The 20,482-nt window shown below is 53.2% G+C and carries 25 protein-coding genes, 1 tRNA gene and 2 pseudogenes; 24 read left to right on the top strand and 4 right to left on the bottom strand.

What is annotated here, in order from left to right; genetic code table 11:
* Positions 1–18 precede the first annotated feature (18 nt).
* From ACLJRS_RS10230 to ACLJRS_RS10195, 8 genes are read left to right on the top strand one after another with little or no spacing between them, the layout of a single operon-like run.
* A complete protein-coding gene (locus ACLJRS_RS10230) occupies positions 19–525 on the top strand; it encodes a head completion/stabilization protein (protein WP_000214255.1) in 507 nt (168 codons plus the stop codon).
* A complete protein-coding gene (locus ACLJRS_RS10225; protein WP_000868400.1) occupies positions 525–728 on the top strand; it encodes a tail protein X in 204 nt (67 codons plus the stop codon). The genes ACLJRS_RS10230 and ACLJRS_RS10225 overlap by 1 nt, the downstream gene beginning before the upstream one ends.
* Before the next feature lie 3 nt (positions 729–731).
* Entirely contained in the window at positions 732–1,028 is a 297-nt protein-coding gene (locus ACLJRS_RS10220) for a phage holin family protein (RefSeq protein ID WP_024157130.1), read from the top strand.
* Positions 1,015–1,512, top strand: coding sequence for a glycoside hydrolase family 104 protein (locus ACLJRS_RS10215; protein ID WP_001144116.1), 498 nt, complete (start codon positions 1,015–1,017; stop codon positions 1,510–1,512). Before ACLJRS_RS10220 ends, ACLJRS_RS10215 begins: the two co-directional genes overlap by 14 nt.
* A complete protein-coding gene (lysB, locus tag ACLJRS_RS10210) occupies positions 1,509–1,922 on the top strand; it encodes an Rz-like lysis system protein LysB (RefSeq protein WP_410957797.1) in 414 nt (137 codons plus the stop codon). Before ACLJRS_RS10215 ends, lysB begins: the two co-directional genes overlap by 4 nt.
* Positions 1,822–2,067: an Rz1-like lysis system protein LysC gene (gene lysC, locus ACLJRS_RS10205; RefSeq protein ID WP_229025472.1), complete on the top strand. Its 246-nt coding sequence runs from the start codon at positions 1,822–1,824 to the stop codon at positions 2,065–2,067. Before lysB ends, lysC begins: the two co-directional genes overlap by 101 nt.
* Entirely contained in the window at positions 2,030–2,497 is a 468-nt protein-coding gene (locus tag ACLJRS_RS10200; RefSeq protein WP_001169074.1) for a phage tail protein, read from the top strand. Before lysC ends, ACLJRS_RS10200 begins: the two co-directional genes overlap by 38 nt.
* Positions 2,490–2,942, top strand: a complete 453-nt coding sequence (locus ACLJRS_RS10195) for a phage virion morphogenesis protein (RefSeq protein WP_111772050.1) — start codon at positions 2,490–2,492, stop codon at positions 2,940–2,942. Before ACLJRS_RS10200 ends, ACLJRS_RS10195 begins: the two co-directional genes overlap by 8 nt.
* A gap of 129 nt (positions 2,943–3,071) precedes the next feature.
* Here ACLJRS_RS10195 and ACLJRS_RS10190 read toward each other — a convergent pair whose 3' ends face one another.
* Entirely contained in the window at positions 3,072–3,869 is a 798-nt protein-coding gene (locus ACLJRS_RS10190) for a pentapeptide repeat-containing protein (RefSeq protein WP_052680835.1), read from the bottom strand.
* Positions 3,870–4,093: 224 nt separating this feature from the next.
* On the opposite strand from ACLJRS_RS10190, the gene ACLJRS_RS10185 reads away from it, so the two are divergent.
* From ACLJRS_RS10185 to ACLJRS_RS10115, 15 genes and pseudogenes are all read left to right on the top strand, one after another.
* Positions 4,094–4,735 (top strand): phage baseplate assembly protein V, encoded by a 642-nt coding sequence (locus tag ACLJRS_RS10185; protein WP_111772049.1) that lies wholly within the window; start codon positions 4,094–4,096, stop codon positions 4,733–4,735.
* Entirely contained in the window at positions 4,732–5,079 is a 348-nt protein-coding gene (locus ACLJRS_RS10180; RefSeq protein ID WP_000127148.1) for a GPW/gp25 family protein, read from the top strand. Before ACLJRS_RS10185 ends, ACLJRS_RS10180 begins: the two co-directional genes overlap by 4 nt.
* Before the next feature lie 6 nt (positions 5,080–5,085).
* On the top strand, positions 5,086–5,994 hold the full coding sequence (locus ACLJRS_RS10175; protein ID WP_410957796.1) for a baseplate assembly protein: 909 nt from the start codon (positions 5,086–5,088) through the stop codon (positions 5,992–5,994).
* A complete protein-coding gene (locus ACLJRS_RS10170) occupies positions 5,987–6,517 on the top strand; it encodes a phage tail protein I (RefSeq protein WP_410957795.1) in 531 nt (176 codons plus the stop codon). Before ACLJRS_RS10175 ends, ACLJRS_RS10170 begins: the two co-directional genes overlap by 8 nt.
* A 10-nt stretch (positions 6,518–6,527) precedes the next feature.
* Positions 6,528–6,920, top strand: a pseudogene (locus ACLJRS_RS10165) (phage tail protein); the annotation flags it as partial.
* 108 nt (positions 6,921–7,028) lie between these two features.
* Positions 7,029–8,270: pseudogene (locus tag ACLJRS_RS10160) on the top strand (phage tail protein); the annotation flags it as partial.
* On the top strand, positions 8,270–8,839 hold the full coding sequence (locus ACLJRS_RS10155) for a tail fiber assembly protein (protein ID WP_023171841.1): 570 nt from the start codon (positions 8,270–8,272) through the stop codon (positions 8,837–8,839). The pseudogene ACLJRS_RS10160 and the gene ACLJRS_RS10155, both read left to right, overlap by 1 nt.
* Before the next feature lie 134 nt (positions 8,840–8,973).
* On the top strand, positions 8,974–10,161 hold the full coding sequence (locus ACLJRS_RS10150) for a phage tail sheath protein (RefSeq protein ID WP_410957794.1): 1,188 nt from the start codon (positions 8,974–8,976) through the stop codon (positions 10,159–10,161).
* A 15-nt stretch (positions 10,162–10,176) separates the two neighbouring features.
* Positions 10,177–10,695, top strand: coding sequence for a phage major tail tube protein (locus ACLJRS_RS10145; RefSeq protein ID WP_410957793.1), 519 nt, complete (start codon positions 10,177–10,179; stop codon positions 10,693–10,695).
* A gap of 62 nt (positions 10,696–10,757) precedes the next feature.
* The gene (locus tag ACLJRS_RS10140) at positions 10,758–11,093 is read left to right on the top strand and encodes a phage tail assembly protein (RefSeq protein WP_001029727.1); all 336 of its coding nucleotides are present in this window, start codon (positions 10,758–10,760) and stop codon (positions 11,091–11,093) included.
* A gap of 14 nt (positions 11,094–11,107) precedes the next feature.
* Positions 11,108–11,245 carry a GpE family phage tail protein gene (locus tag ACLJRS_RS10135; protein ID WP_010835837.1) on the top strand — a complete coding sequence of 46 codons (138 nt, stop codon included), beginning with the start codon at positions 11,108–11,110 and terminating at the stop codon, positions 11,243–11,245.
* Positions 11,238–13,682: a phage tail tape measure protein gene (locus ACLJRS_RS10130; RefSeq protein ID WP_410957792.1), complete on the top strand. Its 2,445-nt coding sequence runs from the start codon at positions 11,238–11,240 to the stop codon at positions 13,680–13,682. The genes ACLJRS_RS10135 and ACLJRS_RS10130 overlap by 8 nt, the downstream gene beginning before the upstream one ends.
* Before the next feature lie 14 nt (positions 13,683–13,696).
* Entirely contained in the window at positions 13,697–14,182 is a 486-nt protein-coding gene (locus ACLJRS_RS10125; RefSeq protein ID WP_000978862.1) for a phage tail protein, read from the top strand.
* On the top strand, positions 14,179–15,348 hold the full coding sequence (locus tag ACLJRS_RS10120; protein WP_410957791.1) for a phage late control D family protein: 1,170 nt from the start codon (positions 14,179–14,181) through the stop codon (positions 15,346–15,348). Before ACLJRS_RS10125 ends, ACLJRS_RS10120 begins: the two co-directional genes overlap by 4 nt.
* A gap of 66 nt (positions 15,349–15,414) precedes the next feature.
* Positions 15,415–15,633, top strand: coding sequence for a DNA-binding transcriptional regulator (locus ACLJRS_RS10115; RefSeq protein ID WP_000468307.1), 219 nt, complete (start codon positions 15,415–15,417; stop codon positions 15,631–15,633).
* Between the two features lie 156 nt (positions 15,634–15,789).
* Here the strand turns inward: ACLJRS_RS10115 and ACLJRS_RS10110 are convergent.
* A tRNA-Ile gene (locus ACLJRS_RS10110) sits at positions 15,790–15,865 on the bottom strand.
* A gap of 125 nt (positions 15,866–15,990) precedes the next feature.
* On the opposite strand from ACLJRS_RS10110, the gene mug reads away from it, so the two are divergent.
* Positions 15,991–16,497: a G/U mismatch-specific DNA glycosylase gene (gene mug / locus ACLJRS_RS10105; RefSeq protein WP_000237776.1), complete on the top strand. Its 507-nt coding sequence runs from the start codon at positions 15,991–15,993 to the stop codon at positions 16,495–16,497.
* A gap of 123 nt (positions 16,498–16,620) precedes the next feature.
* Here the strand turns inward: mug and rpoD are convergent, their stop codons facing one another.
* Together rpoD and dnaG are read right to left on the bottom strand one after the other, a co-directional pair.
* Entirely contained in the window at positions 16,621–18,603 is a 1,983-nt protein-coding gene (gene rpoD / locus ACLJRS_RS10100; RefSeq protein WP_001120159.1) for an RNA polymerase sigma factor RpoD, read from the bottom strand.
* A gap of 14 nt (positions 18,604–18,617) precedes the next feature.
* Positions 18,618–20,363 carry a DNA primase gene (gene dnaG / locus ACLJRS_RS10095; RefSeq protein ID WP_000918865.1) on the bottom strand — a complete coding sequence of 582 codons (1,746 nt, stop codon included), beginning with the start codon at positions 20,361–20,363 and terminating at the stop codon, positions 18,618–18,620.
* Between the last annotated feature and the right edge of the window lie 119 nt (positions 20,364–20,482).

The raw sequence follows: 20,482 nt of genomic DNA, 5'->3' as shown, positions 1-20,482 counted from the left end.
CAACCTGATGAGGTTGTCATGACGACAGTGATTCTGAACCAGCCCGACGAACCGCAGGACGTACCGGGCGTGGTGATTCCCGTACCGGAGACGGGCGATGCAGTAATTAAAAACACGTTCTTTTTCCCTGATGTGGATCCGAAGCGCGTGCGCGAGCTGATGCGGCTTGAGCAGACGGTTTCCGATGCGCGCCTGCGCCATGCCATCAGAACCGGCATGGCGGAAACCAATGCGGAGCTTTACGACTACCGGCTGCGCCAGACTGCCGCCGGGTTTAAGCATCTGGCCGACGTGCCTGCTGAGGAAATCGATGGCGAGAATGTGCGTATTTTCCACTATCTGAGCGCCGTAACGGCGATGGCAACCGCCACCCTGTATGAGCGCTATCGCGGTGTTGAAGCCACCGGCAAGGGTGACAAAAAAGCCGACAGCGTCGAAACCACCATTGATGACCTGTGGCGGGATATGCGCTGGTCGGTCGCGCGTCTGCAGGACAAACCGCGCTGCATCGTGGGCCAGCTCTGATGAAGGTCAGGTCGATGCAGGGCGACACCCTCGACGTGATTTGCGCCAGGTATTACGGGCGCACTGAGGGCGTTGTTGAAACGGTGCTGCAGGCTAATCCCGGCCTGTCTGAGCTGGGCGTCATTCTGCCGCATGGCACGGCAATTGACCTGCCCGATGTGCCGTCTTCACCCGTAACTGAAACTATCAATCTTTGGGAGTAAACCATGACAGAAGGGGAAAAAGGCGTCCTGTCACTGTTTGTGATTGGGGCACTGATTGTGGTCGGAAAAGTGCTGGCAGGTGGTGAGCCCATCACCCCGCGCCTGTTTGTCGGGCGCATGCTGCTCGGCGGTTTTGTCTCAATGGTCGCCGGTGTTGTTCTGGTGCAGTTTCCTGATATGTCACTGCCCGCCGTGTGCGGTATTGGATCCATGCTCGGTATTGCCGGTTATCAGGTGGTGGAAATCGCCATTCAGCGCCGCTTTAAGTCACAGAAGGGGAAAGGCGATGCCGGTCATTAATACTCACCAGAATATCGCCGCCTTTCTGGACATGCTGGCGTATTCCGAAGGAACGGCGAACCATCCGCTGACGAAAAACCGTGGCTACGATGTCATTGTTACCGGCCTTGATGGCAGGCCAGAGATTTTCACCGATTACAGCGACCACCCTTTCGCACATGGCCGACCCGCAAAAGTGTTTAATCGCCGTGGCGAGAAATCCACGGCATCGGGGCGTTACCAGCAGCTTTATATGTTCTGGCCGCACTATAAAAAACAGCTCGCATTGCCTGATTTCAGCCCACTGTCGCAGGACAAGCTCGCGATCCAGTTAATCCGGGAGCGCGGTGCTATTGACGATATCCGGGCGGGGCGTATTGAGCGTGCTGTTTCCCGTTGCCGGAATATCTGGGCGTCATTGCCGGGTGCCGGTTACGGCCAGCGCGAGCACAGTCTCGAAAAGCTGGTTACCGTCTGGCGCACGGCTGGCGGGGTGGTGGCATGAAAGTCCTGATAACGCTGCTTGTGCTGGCCGTGCTCGGTCTGATGTGGTTGCGCCATGAGAACGGCAATTTATCCCGCTCCTTTGAGACGGCAAACCGCGTTGCGAGCGAGCAAAAGGCGACGATTGGCATGCTGAAAAATCAGCTCAGTGTCGCCGGCCAGCTCGCCCGACGTAATGAATCCGCGCAGGAGGCACTGCGCGAACAGCTCGCAAAGGCAGGCGCAGAAGCAAACCGCCGCGAGCAGACGATAACGAGGTTACTTGATGAAAATGAAGCCTTTCGCCGCTGGTATAACGCTCCTCTGCCTGATGCTGTGCGCAGGCTGCACACCCGCGCCGCCTGCGCCAGCGCCGGTGATTGTGGTCAGCGGATGCCCGAGGGTGAGCCTTTGCCCGATGCCGGGAAGTGATCCAAAAACTAATGGTGACCTGAGCGCGGATATCCGCCGCCTTGAGGGCGCGCTGACCGCCTGCGCGCTGCAGGTCAAAACCGTCAAACACTGTCAGGATGAACTCGATGCAGAAGCACAAAAGCCTGCGCAAGGCGCTGATTAACGCCGTGCCGCAGCTCCGAAACAACCCCGATATGCTGCGCCTGTTCGCTGATAACGGGCATACGGATTCCCGACTGGAGAGCTCGCTGTCGTTTGAAAAGGTGTACGTGCTTAACGTGGTGGTGACTGACTTTACCGGCGACCTCGATTTGATATTTGTGCCGGTACAGGCATGGCTGCGTGAGCATCAGCCAGACATTATGACCACCGACGACGGGCGGGAGAAAGGATTCACATGGATGATTGATATCAATAACGACGATTCGCTCGATATCAGTATCAGCCTGAGACTCACCGAGCGCACGCTCGTCAAAGAGGTCGACGGCGCATTGCATGTCAGCTATGCCCCTGAGCCACCGCTGCCTGAGCCAGTGACGCGCCCGGTCGAGCTGTACGTTAACGGCGAGCTGGTGAGTAAGTGGGATGAGTGAGTTAACCGCGCTGCAGGAGCGTCTCGCCGGTCTGATTGCCAGCCTGTCACCGGCGGCGCGTCGGCAAATGGCGGCTGAGATTGCGAAAAAGCTGCGCGCCAGTCAGCAGCAGCGCATCAGGCGACAGCAGGCACCTGACGGTACCCCGTATGCCGCCCGAAAGCGCCAGCCGGTGCGAAGTAAGAAAGGCCGTATCAGGCGCGAAATGTTCGCCAGACTGCGCACTAACCGCTTTATGAAAGCCAAAGGCAGCGACAGTGCGGCGGTGGTGGAATTTACCGGCAGGGTACAGCGCATGGCGCGGGTGCATCAGTATGGCCTCAAAGACCGGCCAAACCGTCACAGCCGGGAGGTACAATATTCGGCGCGTCAGTTGCTCGGTTTCAGCCGTGATGATGAAAAGATAATTGAGTCTCTAATAATATTAGCCTTTGGTTCTGGTTAATAGCCATTAAGGCCCCTTTATAGTGAAACCAGTTTGACTTTTTTCTTAGGGTAATGCACTCTATGTCCCTCGATAGAGTGCGTCTGGTGTCAAGGAGAGCTTTTCGTTCTCCTTTAGTGGTTCGATTCCCTAGCCTCGATTTCCAATCGCTGAAAACTTTATAGTTGGTTTGACTTCGGTTAGTTTAAATTTTACTTCCTCGTCACAGTTTAAATAGTCAAGATCTTTCGCCTCAATAATTCTTTGAATGTTAACATTTCTTGCTGAAATAATATTCGCATTTCTCATTGTGGCGTTTTCATATTTTACATTTTTTAAGTCGCACAGTTTTAATACACAACTTTTCATTTCTGAAGATGAAAAGTCACCACCTTCAAGATAACAATCTTCAAACACTATACCATCTATTTTTGATTTTGTTGCTTTAATGTTTTTTATTCTGCATCGTAGAAACTTTACGTTTGAGATTTTAGAGTGACTAATATTTAAAGCCTGAATTGTACAATCGGTAAAGCTACAATCCCTTATATTTGATTTGCTCATGTCCAACCCTGATAGTTCAGAGTTTACGAAAGTCAGATATTTTATTGTTATCATATCTCCAAGATCAATTCTGGGGACGTCTATTTTATAAACCCCTTTATTATTAAGTTGCCGAATGATTTTAATTTTTTGTATTTTTAAGTCTATTGGCGAGTGTTTTGCCAGATTTCCTAAGTCTTCAAGAAGCTCATTAATGCTTTCTTTATTTTGTCGTTGGTATTCAAAGTAATATAAAATCACACCTAAAACTAAGAAGTCTAAAATGGATGAGTTTGCATTAATTAAAAAATTACCCCAAAAGGAATGATTATAATTATTTGTAAGATAAGTTATTGTTGCAGTAATGCTTGTATATATTAAAAATATCATGATCACATTTTTCATTTTCTGCATTGCTTGTTTGGTCTTGGAGGAAGGAATGCAGTAATGTAGCGCCGATTTAATAAATGATTTCATCTTTATTATTAATTCAGAGTTGATAGAAGGAGGTGAATTCTTGCGTGGTTATAAGAACATGTCAATTATAATTTTTAAGTCACATTGATGTGTAAGGAAAGAGACAAGCGCTAAGTTTTGCTCGCGATGTCTGTAAGCATCATCATTACGCTATGAATACATTAAATAGCATTCAAGAATTAGCGCGCGCAATTCGCAACCTCATCCGCTCAGGTGTGGTGACTGAGGTCGATACCGCGCAGGGGCTGTGCCGCGTACAAAGCGGCGGGATCCAGACTGCATGGCTGAACTGGCTGACCACCCGCGCCGGTCGTTCGCGGACATGGTGGGCTCCCTCGGTCGGTGAGCAGGTGCTGCTGCTGGCAATTGGTGGCGAGCTTGATACTGCTTTCGTGCTGCCGGGGATTTTCTCCGACGATAACCCTGCCCCGTCAGCCTCGGCGGATGCGTGGCATGTGGTGTTCCCCGACGGCGCTGTTATGGAGTATGAGCCGGAAACCGGTGCGCTGACGGTCAGCGGCATCAAGACTGCCGATGTGACGGCATCGGAGTCCATTACCGCCACCGTGCCGGTGGTACTGGTAAAAGCGGCAGAACGTATCACCCTCGACACCCCGGAGGTGGTATGCACCAACAAACTGACGACGGCGACGCTTGAGGTGCAGAAAGGCGGCACCATGCGGGGAAACATCGAACATACCGGTGGCACGTTGAAATCAAACGGCGTGCAGGTCGATAACCACGGTCACGGCGGCGTACAACGGGGCGGGAACTGGACGGAGGGCACAAAATGACAGCGCGTTATCTGGGGATGAACCGCAATACCGGCATAGGTATCAGTGACAGTGAGCATATCAGCCAGAGCATGCGCGACATTCTGCTGACGCCGGTCGGCTCGCGGGTAATGCGTCGTGAATATGGCTCGCTCCTGTCTGCGCTGATTGACATGCCGCAAAACCCGGCGCTCAGGCTGCAAATCATGGTTGCGTGCTATTCCGCGATCCAGAAATGGGAACCACGCATCAGGCTTATCTCCATCAGCTTTGAGCGCGGCGACACTGGCGAAATGTATGTCGATATTACCGGGATGCGTACCGATACCGGTGCGTCAGTTTCAACCACTGTTTCACTGAGTTAAATCACTATGGCAACCGTTGACCTGAGTCAGTTACCCGTTCCCGACGTGGTTGAGGAACTGGACTATGAAACAATCCTTGCGGAACGCATTGCGACGCTGATTTCGCTCTATCCCGAAGACCAACAGGAAGCCGTCGCCCGGACGCTCGCACTTGAGTCTGAGCCAATTGTTAAATTGCTGCAGGAAAACGCCTACCGCGAGGTTATCTGGCGTCAGCGTGTCAATGAAGCTGCACGCGCAGTGATGCTGGCTTATGCCATAGACAGTGACCTCGATAATATCGGGGGAAATTTCAGTGTTGAGCGTCTTGTCGTCACGCCTGCTGATGACACCACCATTCCACCCGCCCCGGCAGAAATGGAACTCGACGCCGATTATCGTCTGCGTATACAGCAGGCTTTTGAGGGGCTGAGCGTGGCGGGGCCTGTCGGGGCGTACCAGTATCATGGCCGTAGTGCTGACGGGCGTGTCGGCGATATTTCAGTTATCAGCCCGTCGCCAGCCTGTGTGACGATTTCCGTGTTGTCACGTGAAAACAACGGCGTCGCATCTGAGGAACTGCTTGCAATTGTGCGCAATGCCCTGAACGCAGAAGATGTCAGGCCGGTCGCTGACCGGGTGACGGTACAGTCAGCCGAAATTGTTAACTACCAGATTAACGCCACGCTTTATCTTTATCCCGGCCCGGAAAGTGAACCCATCAGGGTGGCGGCTGAGGCAAAGCTGAAAGCCTATATCAGCGCGCAGCACCGCCTCGGGCGCGATATCCGTAAATCAGCGATTTATGCCGCCCTGCATGTTGAGGGGGTTCAGCGGGTGGAGCTGGCGGCACCGGTCGCGGATATTGTTCTCGATAATACACAGGCGTCCTTTTGCACTGACTACAGCCTTGTAATCGGGGGATCTGATGAATGACTCACGATTATTGCCGGTGGGCTCATCGCTACTGGAAGTCGCCGCCGCAAGGGCATGTGCTGAGATTGAAAGGACGCCGGTCAACATCCGCGCGTTGTGGAATATTGACACCTGTCCGGAAAATTTGTTGCCGTGGCTGGCGTGGGCGTTTTCTGTCGACCGGTGGAATGAGAACTGGCCGGAGGGAACAAAACGTGCCGTTATCCGTGATGCATATTTCATTCACTGCCACAAGGGGACTATCGGCGCAATCCGTCGGGTAGTGGAGCCACTCGGCTATGTCATCAATGTAACGGAATGGTGGGAAAGCGGCGACACGCCAGGCACATTCCGGCTTGATATCGGGGTGCTTGAAAGTGGCATTACCGAAGAAATGTATTTCGAAATGGAACGACTGATTGCGGATGCAAAACCAGCCAGTCGTCATCTGACTGGCCTGAATATTGTCCAGGACATTCCCGGTTATTTGTATACCGGCGGCGTGTCCTGCGATGGCGATATTATTACGGTTTACCCGGGATAAGTGAGGAATAATGAGCACGAAATTTAAAACCGTTATCACCACTGCCGGAGCCGCTAAGCTTGCTGCGGCCACCATGCCGGGCGGTAAGAAAATAAATCTTAACGTTATGGCTGTTGGTGACGGCGGCGGAAAGCTGCCGGATCCTGATGCCGGTCAGACGCAGCTTGTTAATGAGGTCTGGCGTCACACTCTGAATAAAATCAGCCAGGACAACCGGTACAGTAATTACATTGTGGCCGAGCTGGTTATTCCGCCGGAGGTGGGCGGCTTCTGGATGCGTGAGCTTGGCCTTTACGACGATGAAGGGACGCTGATTGCTGTTGCCAATATGGCCGAAAGCTACAAGCCAGAACTGGCTGAGGGCTCAGGGCGTGCGCAGACATGCCGCATGGTCATCATTGTCAGCAGTGTCGAGTCTGTGGCGCTGTCCATTGACTCAACGATGGTGATGGCGACGCAGGATTATGTCGACGACAGGCTCGCCGAACATGAAAAATCCCGTCGTCATCCTGATGCCACTCTTAAAGAAAAAGGGTTTACTCAGCTCAGTAACGCGACTGACAGCGAGTCTGAAACGCTCGCAGCGACGCCGAAAGCTGTTAAGGCAGCATATGATCTTGCTGACGCGAAATATACGGCTCAGGACGCCACCACAACGCGTAAAGGGATTGTACAACTAAGTAGTGTAACCGACAGTAATGATGAAAATCAGGCTGCCACGCCAAAAGCGGTCAAAATTGCGATGGACAACGCCAACAAGCGCCTTGCCAAAGAACGCAACCTCGCTGACCTGACAAACATCCAGCAGGCCCGTCAGTCCCTCCAGCTTGGTAACAGCGCTACACTCAATGTCGGCACCACACCAGACACTGTAGCCGCAGGTGACGACGCCCGCATTATCACCACCAAAAAAGCCATTGACGACACCCAGATCGGTCTTGGTGCTCAGCCCGTTATGTGGGTAAGCTCCGCCGATGATTTGAGCAGCCTGCCGTCTGGCGCACGCCGGTTTGCCAGCAATAAAGCTCCGGCAACAATATTGCCGGTAAACGATTATGTTTTCCTGGAAGTGATTGCCAAACGCGATTGCGTAGACGGCTGCGCCGTTCTGATAACAGACTCAATTGGTAACACCTGGATTGGCGCGCGCTGGGACGCAACCAATGGTTCCGGTTTTACCTGGCGTCCCATGATGTCGTGTCCGCCCGGTGTTCCCCTTCCGTGGCCATCTGACACTATCCCTGCCGGTTATGCCCTGATGCAGGGGCAGGCATTTGATAAGAACGTTTATCCCTTACTGGCAATAGCATATCCATCCGGCACTATTCCGGACATGCGAGGCTGGACAATCAAAGGTAAGCCTGTCAGTGGACGTGCAGTGCTGTCGCAAGAACTGGACGGTAACAAATCGCACAGTCACAGCGCCAGGGCGCAGGATACCGACTTAGGGGCGAAAGCTACCTCATCCTTTGATTACGGCACGAAGAGTTCCGATACAACAGGCGGTCATAACCATTCGGCTGGCGGACTATATGGTGGTGACTCAATCGGTGGAAAAACTCGCGTTCAGCGTGACGGAAATAATCAGTTAACAAGCTGGAATGGCGATCACGCACATACCACATGGATTGGCCCGCACGAACACTCCGTATACATCGGTCCACACGGACACGTCGTTATAGTGGACGCAGATGGTAATGCGGAAACCACGGTTAGAAACATTGCATTTAACTACATAGTGAGGCTGGCATAATGACTTTTAAAATGAGCAGCAAAGCGCAGACAATTAAAATTTTCAATCTGCGTTCAGATACTAACGAATTTATTGGTGCGGGCGATGCGTATATCCCGCCGCACACTGGATTACCGGCTAATTGTACTGATGTCGCCCCTCCTGAAATTCCGACCAGCCATATTGCGATATTTGATGCTGAAACACAGACGTGGACTCTGCATGAAGACCACAGAGGTGAAACGGTTTATGACACAACAACCGGTAATCAGGTTTATATCTCCGAACCCGGGCCGTTGCCTGAAAATGTCACATCAGTTTCGCCAGAGAGTCAATACCAGAAATGGGATGGTAAGGCATGGGTGAAAGATGAAGTTGCGGAAGCTGCAGCACGACTTATTGAAGCGGAAGGGACAAAAAACAACCTTCTGCAAATGGCTTTGACGAAAATAGCGCCATTACAGGATGCAGTTGAGCTTGATATCGCTACGAGTGAAGAGAGAGCGCAGCTCAACGAGTGGAAAAAATACAGGGTACTGGTAAACAGGGTGGATACATCTGCGCCTGACTGGCCGGATATACCACGCTAAATATTCAGGTGGGTTTATTACCCGCCTTTTCTTTTTCCTGTCGTTGTGCCATCAACCTGACAGCCGGTACAAATAGCCCCCTCTTGTGTACTGACCTGAAAATATACTCACCCCTTAACCACGGAGTTAACCGGATGAGTGATTTTCACCACGGCACGCAGGTCATCGAAATTAATGACGGTACGCGTGTTATTTCCACAGTAGCGACTGCGGTCGTCGGCATGGTTTGTACAGCCAGCGATGCAGATGCCACGCTATTTCCCCTCAATGAACCGGTACTGATTACCAATGTGCAAAGCGCCATTGCGAAAGCCGGTAAAAAAGGCACGCTGGCTGCATCACTGCAGGCCATCGCAGACCAGTCAAAACCCGTCACTGTTGTTGTACGTGTTGAGGATGGAACCGGCGATGACGAGGAAGCTGCGCTCGCACAGACTGTTTCCAACATTATCGGAGGTACGGATGAGAACGGTAAATACACCGGTATCAAGGCTCTCCTGACCGCTCAGGCCGACACCGGCGTCAAGCCGCGTATTCTTGGGGTGCCGGGACTGGATACTAAAGAGGTCGCGGTCGCGCTTGCGTCGGCTGCCATTAAGTTACGTGCATTTGCTTACGTCAGCGCGTGGGGATGTAAGACTATTTCCGAAGCGATGGAATATCGTAAAAATTTCAGCCAGCGCGAGCTGATGGTTATCTGGCCTGATTTCCTCGCATGGGACACCGTCAAAAATACCACCGCAAAGGCTTACGCCACTGCGCGTGCACTCGGCCTGCGTGCTTACATCGACCAGACTGTCGGCTGGCACAAAACCCTGTCTAACGTTGGTGTACAGGGAGTTACCGGCATCAGCGCCTCAGTGTTCTGGGATTTGCAGGCATCCGGCACCGATGCTGACCTTCTCAACGAGGCCGGGGTTACAACGCTGGTACGCAAGGACGGTTTCCGTTTCTGGGGTAACCGCACCTGCTCAGATGACCCGCTTTTTCTGTTTGAGAACTACACCCGCACCGCGCAGGTACTGGCCGACACGATGGCTGAAGCGCACATGTGGGCGGTCGATAAGCCCATTACCGCCACGCTCATTCGTGACATTGTTGACGGCATCAATGCCAAATTCCGCGAGCTGAAAACAAACGGCTACATCGTGGACGGTGAATGCTGGTTCGACGAGGAATCGAACGACAAGGAGACCCTGAAAGCCGGGAAACTGTATATCGACTACGACTATACGCCGGTTCCGCCACTGGAGAGCCTGACCATGCGCCAGCGTATCACCGATAAATATCTGGTGAATCTGGCCGAATCGGTCAACAGCTAAGGAGCCTGAAACAACATGGCACTACCCCGTAAACTCAAATACCTGAATATGTTCAACGATGGCCTCAGCTACATGGGTGTTGTTGAATCCGTAACGTTGCCGAAGCTGACCCGCAAGCTCGAAAACTATCGCGGCGGCGGTATGAATGGCGCGGCAGCGATTGACCTCGGCCTCGACGACGATGCATTAACCGTCGAATGGTCTGTCGGCGGCCTGCCTGATGTGGCTCTGTGGGCGCAGTACGCCGCCCCGGGCGCTGATGCTGTGCCGCTGCGTTTTGCTGGTTCTTACCAGCGCGACGACACCGGCGAAATCGTGGCGGTCGAGGTGGTCATGCGTGGCCGTCATAAAGAAATCGACGGCGGCGAGAATAAGCAGGGTGAAAACACCTCGACCAAACTGTCGGCTGTCTGCACCTACTACCGCCTCACGATTGATGGCAGCGACGTCATCGAAATCGACACCGTCAACATGGTCGAGAAGGTGAACGGCGTCGACCGTCTGGAGCAGCACCGCCGCGCAATCGGGCTGTAATTCCCTGATCGGTCAGCACTGCTGGCCGGTTATTAACCCCATTCAGAACAGAGAAAAACATCATGGCAAAAGCACCACGTAAAACCGCTGAATTTATTGATACGGCTGGCAATGAAACTGACACCGTAAACCCGAACGTCGTGACCCTGGACAAACCGATTAAGCGCGCCGGTCAGACGATTGATAAAGTCACCCTGATTGAGCCGAACGCCGGTACCCTGCGCGGCGTCAGTCTGGCGGCGGTGGCGCAGTCCGAAGTCGACGCCCTGATTAAGGTACTGCCCCGCATGACCTACCCCGCGCTCACCGCGCAGGAGCTTACCGCGATGAACCTGCCCGATATGTTGTCGCTGGCCGCTAAGGTGATTGGTTTTTTGTCACCGGCTTCGGCGGAATAGACTTCCCGCCAGACCTGTCGACTGATGACCTGATGGCGGATATCGCAGTGATATTCCACTGGCCGCCATCAGAACTCTGTTCCCTGAGCCTGACCGAGCTCATCACATGGCGCGAAAAGGCGCTGCAGCGTAGCGGAAACCACAATGAGTAATAACCTGAGGCTTGAGGTATTGCTGAAAGCGGTCGACAAGGCGACCCGACCGCTTAAATCCATCCAGACCGCGAGTAAAACCCTGTCGGGTGATATTCGCAACACACAAAAGGGTCTGCGCGACCTGAATGGTCAGGCGTCGAAAATCGACGGCTTTCGTAAGGCAAGCGCGCAACTGGCCGTAACTGGTCAGGCGCTTGACAAGGCAAAGCGCGAAGCCGGTGAACTGGCTGTGCAGTTTAAAAACACCACCAGTCCGACCCGCGCGCAGGCGCAGGCGCTCGAAGCGGCAAAACGTGCCGCCTCTGAGCTGCAGACGAAATATAACAGCCTGAGAACATCGGTACAGCGCCAGCGCTCCGAGCTGATGCAGGCCGGTATCAATACCCGCACCCTGTCTGCCGATGAGCGTCGGCTCAAAACCTCCATCAGCGAAACGACGGTGCAGCTTAACCGACAGCGTGAGGCACTAGCGCGCATCAGTGCGCAGCAGGCGAAATTAAGCCGGGTGAAAGAACGATATAAATCAGGTAAAGAGCTTGCCGGTAACATGGCTGCTGCAGGTGCTGCCGGGGTCGGTATTGCGACGGCGGGAACGATGGCCGGGGTTAAATTACTGATGCCCGGTTATGACTTTGCGCAGAAAAATTCCGAGCTGCAGGCTGTGCTCGGGGTCGAAAAGCAGTCGCCAGAAATGCAGGCGCTGCGCAAACAGGCGCGCCAGCTCGGCGATAATACTGCAGCCTCTGCAGATGATGCAGCGAGCGCGCAAATCATCATTGCGAAAAGCGGCGGTGACGCTGCTGCCATTCAGGCAGCGACGCCAGTCACGCTGAATATGGCGCTGTCAAACCGGCGCTCAATGGAGGAAAACGCTGCGCTGCTGACCGGGATGAAATCAGCGTTTCAACTTTCAAACGACAAGATTGCTCACATTGGCGACGTTCTCTCGATGACGATGAACAAAACCGCCGCCGATTTTGACGGACTGAGCGACGCGCTGACCTATGCCGCGCCGGTGGCGAAAAATGCCGGGGTGAGCATCGAGCAAACCGCTGCAATGGTCGGTGCGTTGCACGACGCCAAAATCACCGGGTCAATGGCGGGCACGGGTAGCCGCGCCATTCTCAGCCGCCTGCAGGCTCCCACCGGAAAAGCGTTTGAGGCCATTAAGGAACTCGGCGTCAAAACGTCCGACAGCAAGGGGAACACGCGCCCGATATTCTCCATCCTGAAAGAAATGCAGCGCAGCTTTGAGAAAAACAACCTCGGGACAAGCCAGCGCGGCGAGTACATGAAAACCATTTTCGGCGAGGAGGCCAGCTCGGCGGCGGCGGTGCTAATGGAGGCAGCCTCAAGCGGCAAACTTGACCGGCTCACTGCCGCGTTTAAAGCCTCGGACGGTAAAACCGAGGAACTGGTTAAGGTTATGCAGGATAACCTCGGCGGCGACTTTAAAGAGTTCCAGTCGGCTTATGAGGCTGTCGGTACCGACCTTTTTGACCAGCAAGAGGGCTCACTGCGTAAACTCACGCAAACGGCCACGAAATATGTGTTAAAGCTCGACGGCTGGATCCAGAAGAATAAAGGACTGGCTCAGACCATCGGCATTATTGCCGGTGGCGCACTTGCTCTGATTGGTATCATCGGCGGCATTGGTCTCGTTGCGTGGCCGGTTGTCATGGGGATTAACGCCATTATCGCCGCTGCTGGCGTGTTGGGTACGGTCTTTACTGTTGCTGGTAGTGCCATTGTGACCGCACTCGGTGCGATTACCTGGCCGATTGTGGCCGTCGGTGCGGCGATTGTGGCCGGGGCGCTACTCATCCGCAAATATTGGGAGCCCATCAGCGCATTTTTCTCGGGGGTCATTGAGGGCATCATGAGTGCTTTTGCTCCGGTCGGGGAAATATTTGCGCCACTGGCACCCATTTTTGACGGACTCGGTGAGAAGCTGCGCGGAGTCTGGCAATGGTTTAAAGACCTGATTGCACCGGTGAAGGCCACACAGGAGACGCTCGATAGCTGCAAAAATGTCGGCGTTATATTTGGTCAGGCACTGGCTTCGGCCTTGATGGCTCCGCTCAATGTTTTTAACAAGCTGCGCAGCGGTGTCGACTGGCTTCTCGAAAAGCTCGGCATTATCAACAAAGAGTCAGGCAACATCGACCAGACCGCCGCCAGAACCAACGCCGCCATGCAGGGTAATTCCTACATCCCGGCAACCAGCACATATGGCGGCTATCAGGCTTATCAGCCCGTTACCGCACCGGCGGGGCGCTCTTACATTGACCAGAGCAAAAGCGAATACAACATCACCCTGCCGGGTGGTGTTGCGCCGGGGCATCAGCTTGACCGCCAGTTACGCGACACGCTCGAACAGATTGAACGCGATAAACGTGCGCGCCAGCGTGCCAGTATGACCCACGATTTCTGAGGAAGGATAAAACGATGATGCTTGCGCTGGGAATGTTTGTTTTTGAACTCCGTACTCTGCCTTATCAGTCAATGCAGCATTCGAAAGATTACCGCTGGGCGTCTAATGACCGGGTCGGTAAACCGCCTGCATATCAGTTTCTCGGCGAGGGGGAAACCTCAATACAGCTTGCCGGTACACTTTACCCTGCCATTACCGGCGGTCATATATCCCTGCTGGCTGTGGAACTGATGGCCGATGAGGGCAGGGCGTGGCCGCTGATTGAGGGGACTGGCAAAATCCTCGGGATGTATATCATCGATAAGGTGTCGACCACGCACGCCGAGTTTTTCAGCGATGGCGCGGCAAGAAAGATTGATTTCACGCTTTCGCTAAAACGGGTCGATGAATCACTGACGGCAATGTTTGGCGATCTGAATAAACAGGCGAGCGAGCTTCTCGGCTCTGCCGGTAATCTGACCGATAAGCTGCAGGGTGCGCTCGGAGGTCTGACCACATGATTACGGGCATGACCATTGACGCCGGTGCCAGTCTTGCACCGGCATTTATGCTAACGCTGAACAGCCAGGACATTACCAGCAATTTTAGTGACCGGCTGATTTCTCTCACCATGACCGACAACCGGGGGTTTGAGGCTGACCAGCTCGACATTGAGCTCGACGACACCGACGGCAAAGTCGAGTTACCCCTGCGCGGGGCGGTGCTGACGCTGTGGCTTGGCTGGCAGGGTTCGGCGCTACTGAATAAAGGCGATTTTACGGTCGATGAGATTGAGCACCGGGGCGCGCCTGATACCCTGACCATCCGGGCGCGTAGCGCAGACTTTCGCGGAACGCTCAATTCACGACGTGAAGAATCATGGCACGATACCACCCTCGGTGAGCTGGTCAGCACCATTGCAAAGCGTAACAAACTGACGGCCAGCGTCGCGGATTCGCTGAAACAAATCCCGGTACCGCATATCGACCAGTCGCAGGAATCCGACGCGGTATTTCTTACCCGGCTGGCTGACCGAAACGGAGCGACTGTATCGGTTAAAGCGGGAAAACTACTGTTTCTGAAAGCCGGTAGTGCGCTGACGGCCAGCGGTAAGCCCATTCCACAAATGACGCTGACCCGCAGTGACGGCGACCGTCATCAGTTTGCCATTGCCGACCGCGGAGCTTATACCGGTGTAACAGCTAAATGGTTGTACACCAAAGACCCGAAGCCGCAAAAACAGAAAGTGACGCTGAAACGCCAGCCAAAAGAGAAGCACCTTCGCGCACTGGAACACCCGAAAGCAAAGCCGGTTAGCAAAAAGACGAAGTCCAGAAAAGAGCCGGAGGCTCGCGAAGGTGAGTATATGGTCGGTGAGGCCGATAACGTGCTGGCACTGACGACGGTCTACGCTTCCAGAGCGCAGGCGATGCGCGCCGCTCAGGCTAAGTGGGATAAGCTGCAGCGAGGCGTTGCGGAGTTTTCAATTACGCTGGCGCTTGGTAGGGCTGATTTATTCCCTGAGACACCAGTGCGCGTGTCAGGCTTTAAGCGCGTCATAGACGAGCAATCTTGGTTAATCAGTAAGGTGACTCACAATATGAATAATAGTGGCTTCACGACGGGCTTAGAGCTTGAGGTTAAACTCTCTGATGTGGAGTACAGTGCGGAATCGGATGGTGAGTAAAATGTATTCACAAAAAGTGAATTAGTGATTATTATTGGTTCACGAATTGAGAATAAGAGGTGGGTTATGTTTCATTGTCCGAAGTGCCATCATGCCGCACATGCGCGAACAAGCCGCTATCTAACCGAAAATACGAAAGAGCGCTACCACCAGTGCCAGAATATCAACTGCAGTTGTACGTTTATGACAATGGAAACGATAGAACGCTTTATTGTTACTCCGGGATCCATCGACCCGGCACCGCCGCACCCGACTGTTGGTGGTCAGCGACCATTGTGGCTCTGATAAATTTTCGCTAAATGCCCGCCGCGTGCGGGTTTTTTATGCCCTCAGTAAAGTGGCGGTAAAAAATCCACCGCCATTTTATCGCCACTCGAAAATGAGGTAACAAAAAAGCCACTCTTTAGAGTGGCTTAATTATATGATTTTAAAGCTAAAATTTGGTGGCCCCTGCTGGACTTGAACCAGCGACCAAGCGATTATGAGTCGCCTGCTCTAACCACTGAGCTAAGGGGCCGTGGCGGTGGATTATAATGTAACTTTACGCTGTAATCCAGCCGTAACCGTGCGGGTGCTGTTTTTATAAACAATGTGTTTTCAACCCGTTATACTTAAAGAACGTTGTATTGCTCAGGAGTAATAATGGTTAAGGACATACTGGCGCCAGGGCTACGGGTGGTTTTTTGCGGCATCAATCCGGGACTCTCCTCGGCGAATACCGGCTTTCCGTTTGCGCATCCCGCGAATCGTTTTTGGAAAGTTATTCATTTGGCCGGTTTCACCGATCGACAGTTGAAACCGGAAGAGGCGGAAAAATTACTGGATTTTCGCTGCGGGGTAACGAAACTCGTCGACCGACCGACGGTACAAGCGACTGAGGTGAAGTTGCATGAATTACGTAGCGGCGGACGAAACCTGATTGAAAAAATAGAGGACTACCAGCCCGCGGCGCTGGCGGTGCTTGGTAAACAGGCTTTTGAACAGGGATTCAGCCAGCGCGGTATCGCCTGGGGTAAACAAAAGATCGCCATTGGCGCGACGATGGTGTGGGTGTTGCCGAATCCCAGTGGCTTAAACCGAATTAAAACGGAAAAACTGGTCGAGGCCTATCGCGAACTGGATCAAGCGCTCATTATGCGTGGGCTATAGCAATGGGGAATGAGGGCGCGAATACTCGCGCTGTGTAGAAATTCTGCAGGCCAAATAGGGCGCTTGCGCATGGCCTGATAAAAAAACGCCGCCTTGCGGCGGCGTTTATACGTGTGCGGCGAATTAATCGTCGAGGAAGCTGCGCAGCACTTCAGAACGGCTCGGGTGGCGCAGTTTACGCAGCGCCTTCGCTTCGATCTGACGGATACGTTCGCGGGTAACATCGAACTGTTTACCCACTTCTTCCAGCGTGTGGTCGGTGTTCATATCGATACCGAAACGCATACGCAGCACTTTCGCTTCACGAGCGGTCAGGCCAGCCAAAACGTCGTGAGTGGCGGCACGCAGGCTCTCGGTAGTGGCAGAGTCCAGCGGCAGCTCGAGGGTGGTATCCTCGATGAAATCACCCAGATGCGAATCTTCATCGTCGCCGATCGGCGTTTCCATGGAGATTGGCTCTTTGGCAATCTTCAGCACCTTACGAATTTTATCTTCCGGCATCAGCATCCGTTCAGCCAGCTCTTCCGGCGTTGGCTCGCGGCCCATCTCTTGCAGCATCTGGCGAGAAATACGGTTGAGCTTGTTGATGGTCTCAATCATATGCACCGGAATACGGATGGTGCGCGCCTGATCGGCGATAGAACGGGTGATCGCCTGACGGATCCACCAGGTTGCATAGGTGGAGAATTTGTAGCCGCGACGGTATTCGAACTTATCTACCGCTTTCATCAGACCGATGTTGCCTTCCTGAATCAGATCAAGGAATTGCAAGCCACGGTTGGTGTATTTCTTAGCGATAGAAATAACCAGACGCAAGTTCGCTTCAACCATCTCTTTCTTCGCACGGCGGGCTTTCGCTTCCCCGATGGACATGCGACGGTTGATGTCTTTCACCTGTTCGATGGTCAGACCGGTCTCTTCTTCAATCTGCCGCAGTTTTTGCAGGCAGCGTTGCACTTCTTCCGCGACATCGTGCAGTTTTTCCGACCACGGTTTGTTCATCGCGATAGCGGCATTGAACCAGGTTTCGCTGGTTTCATTACCGGTAAACAGCGTGATAAAGTTCTTCTTCGGCATTTTGCACTGCTCGACGCAGAGCTTCATGATCAGACGTTCCTGGGTACGCACGCGATCCATCATCACGCGCATACTGTTGACCAGATAGTCGAATTGCTTCGGTACCAGACGGAACTGTTTGAACACTTCAGACAGCTTCAGAATCTCTTCCTGCGCGGCAGCATGGCTGCGGCCTTTCGCTTTGATGGTGTCGCGCGTAACGACGTATTGCGCGCGCAGTTCAGCGAATTTTTCGCGTGCCAGTTCAGGGTCAATGCTGTTGTCGTCATCGGCGGCGTCATCGTCGCCGTCTTCTTCATCTTCGTCTTCGTCATCATCCAGGTCTTCCTGGGAGAGTTCAGAACCGACGTGAGTTGCGGTCGGCGCCATCTCTTCTTCCGCGTTCGGATCGACAAAGCCGGTGATAAGATCGGACAAACGAGCCTCTTCAGCCTCAACGCGATCGTACTGTTCCAGCAGATAGGTAATGGCTTCCGGGTATTCGGCAACGGAGCATTGAACCTGGTTGATCCCGTCTTCGATACGTTTAGCGATGTCGATTTCGCCTTCCCGGGTCAACAGTTCAACAGTGCCCATTTCACGCATATACATGCGTACCGGGTCAGTCGTACGACCGATTTCAGACTCAACACTGGACAGAACTTGTGCAGCAGCTTCTTCCGCATCTTCATCGGTGCTGGTGGTATTTTCAGCCAGCAGCAGATCATCGGCATCAGGCGCTTCTTCCATTACCTGAATACCCATGTCGTTGATCATTTGGATGATATCTTCAATTTGATCTGAATCGACGATATCTTCCGGCAGATGGTCATTGACCTCAGCATAGGTCAGATAGCCTTGCTCCTTACCACGGGTGACAAGAAGTTTCAGCTGTGACTGCGGGTTTTGCTCCATAAGACGGTATCCACACTTATTCGTTTGATTGGTGTCGACGGTATAGCTGTCGACATTTAAAGCGAGGGCATACTTATATTTTGGCCGCTGCCTCTCACTGCGGCTGTCGGGGGCTTCCCGATCGATATGCGGCATTTAAGCCGTTAAATTCATTTTCTGGCCAGCTCCTGGTTTAACGTCCAGAGCTCTCGGCGTTCTTCGCTGCTTAAACCATGAGTGCGATCGCGAGCGATCAGCTCTTCTTGTCGCAGTTGCAGCAGCGAATCAAACATATGGTTGAGTGAGTCGGTAAAGGTCTTTTCGGCAATCGCCTTATCTGCTATATCGTCCCACATCGATAATTTTTCAAGGGTCGCAGCATCATTTGTGCCACGGTAGAGTTCCAGAAGTTGTCCGGTAGTAAGACCTGGCTGAGCCAAACAAGTTTTGACCAATTCTTTAAATAAGCCAAGTCCAGGCAGCTTATTCTGATCCAGCGCGTCTAAGGGCGGCACTAACGGCGCGAGATCCGGATTTTGCACCAGTAATCCTATCAGTATACGCATGGTCGTGCGTTTTAGCTGCGGAGCCGGGCGGGAAACGCCGCTTTCCGCCTGTTTTGGCACTAAACGATCAAGCTGACTATCATCGAAAATGCCTAACTTCAGCCCCAACGTCTGGCGCAGCTGAATACGGTGCGCGTCGCCAGGCACCTGATTAATGAGCGGCAGCGCCAGCGCGGCTAACTGCGTGCTGCCATCCGGCGAGCTTAAATCCACCTGCGGCAGGAGGCTATTAAACAGAAACGTAGAGAGCGGCTGCGCCTGCTCCATCCGCGCTTCAAAAGCCGCCTTGCCTTCTTTACGCACCAGCGTATCCGGGTCTTCGCCGTCAGGTAAAAACATAAAGCGTACCTGCCGACCGTCGGTCATATAAGGCATTGCTGTTTCCAGCGCTCTCCAGGCGGCATCACGGCCAGCCCGGTCGCCGTCGTAACAGCAAATCACGTTGTTCGTCGCCCGGAATAACATATGCATATGGTCTGCCGTGGTTGAGGTACCCAGCGAAGCGACCGCATAGTTAATGTCGTATTGCGCTAGTGCGACGACATCCATATAACCTTCGACCACAAGCAAGCGTTGCGGTTCAGCACTATATTGCTGAGCCTCATAAAGACCATATAGCTGGCGGCCTTTATGGAAAATGTCCGTTTCCGGAGAGTTAAGGTATTTCGGCGTGTCGTTCCCCAGAACTCGGCCGCCAAAACCAATCACCCTGCCGCGTTTGTCCCGAATAGGGAACATGACCCGATTACGGAAACGATCGTAAGTGCTGCCCTGCTCGTTATTGACCAGCATCCCGGCATCCAGCAACAATGCCTTGTTATCGCTGTTATTACCGAAGCGCTTTAACGCGTTATCCCAACCTGGCGGCGCGAAGCCAATGGCGAAACGCTGAATAATTTCAGCGCTCAGACCGCGCTTTTGCAGATAGTCACGCGCAGGTTTTGCCGCAGGATGGGTAAGCGACTGCTGATAAAAGTCATTCAGACCATTCATCAACTGATAGAGGTTTTGCCGTTGATGGCGCTCTATCTGGCTAAGCCCGGTGCCTGCTTCATAGGGAATTTCCAGGTTATGCATGGCCGCTAATTCTTCGACGGTTTCGACAAATTCGAGCTTGTCGTAATTCATCAAAAAGTCGATCGCATTGCCATGCGCGCCGCATCCAAAGCAGTGATAAAACTGTTTTTCACCGTTTACGGTGAAAGAAGGGGTTTTCTCATTATGGAATGGACAACACGCGTGATAGTTCTTGCCCTGTTTCTTGAGTTTTACGCGCACGTCGATCAGATCGACGATATCGGTTCTCGCCAGCAGGTCATTAATAAATACGCGTGGGATTCGTCCAGCCATATGCCCCTTTTATACACGTCATTCTTCAGGCTGCCGTAGTGTTGGCTACGTTTGCTCACCCCTGTCGCTGACTTGCGTAAGCGCCGGGGACTTGCTCTCTTGCCGCCTGGACGCAGCAT

The sequence above is a fragment of the Salmonella sp. SAL00670 genome, from assembly GCF_046552235.1.
In the GTDB taxonomy this organism is placed as follows: Bacteria; Pseudomonadota; Gammaproteobacteria; order Enterobacterales; family Enterobacteriaceae; genus Salmonella; species Salmonella enterica.
Note: the sequence above shows the minus strand (reverse complement) of the source record. Positions and strands in the feature narration are given on the sequence as shown.